This is a genomic window from Profundicola chukchiensis, assembly GCF_029664245.1.
Lineage (GTDB): Bacteria > Bacteroidota > Bacteroidia > Flavobacteriales > Weeksellaceae > Profundicola > Profundicola chukchiensis.
Genome location: NZ_JANAIE010000019.1, coordinates 1 through 432 on the forward strand (window position 1 = coordinate 1; position 432 = coordinate 432).

General features: G+C 37.5%; 1 protein-coding gene. It reads right to left on the reverse strand.

The window, feature by feature from the left end:
* On the reverse strand, nt 1-238 hold a 238-nt coding region (locus tag NLM59_RS11515), incomplete at its 3' end, for an HU family DNA-binding protein (RefSeq protein WP_456238419.1).
* Nucleotides 239-432 lie beyond the last annotated feature (194 nt).

A 432-nucleotide genomic window follows, 5' to 3' on the forward strand; every position in this document is an offset into this window, starting at 1 on the left:
CGACGGCTCTACCTTGAGAAAGCTCATCCATCATGTTGAGCACCAGACCATCTAGGACGGCCAAACAATCTGCCTGGCGAACAGTTGACTGACTAGAGATTAGATAAGCTAATCGTCTAAGATCTGATTTTCCATTTTGAATGCATTGCACATAATATTTAGCAGGCTCTGTGCGGTCCTGTGGATTCTGTCTCTCCTGAATTTTTAGAGAAACAGATAATTTATTTCTTATGTCCATATCTATTGTGGTTTTTATTAAAAAATTTCCCCTCATTCCTACGAGCTGATAATTTGTATATCGGTTACATCGAGCGGGGTATAAAACCCGGAAAACCATGGCTCTATATTAATTTTGGGATAAAAATAGAAGGTTTAGGTGAAGGCATTGTGTATAAATTATGCCTTTGTGCAAAATAAATTTGGATTTTATGA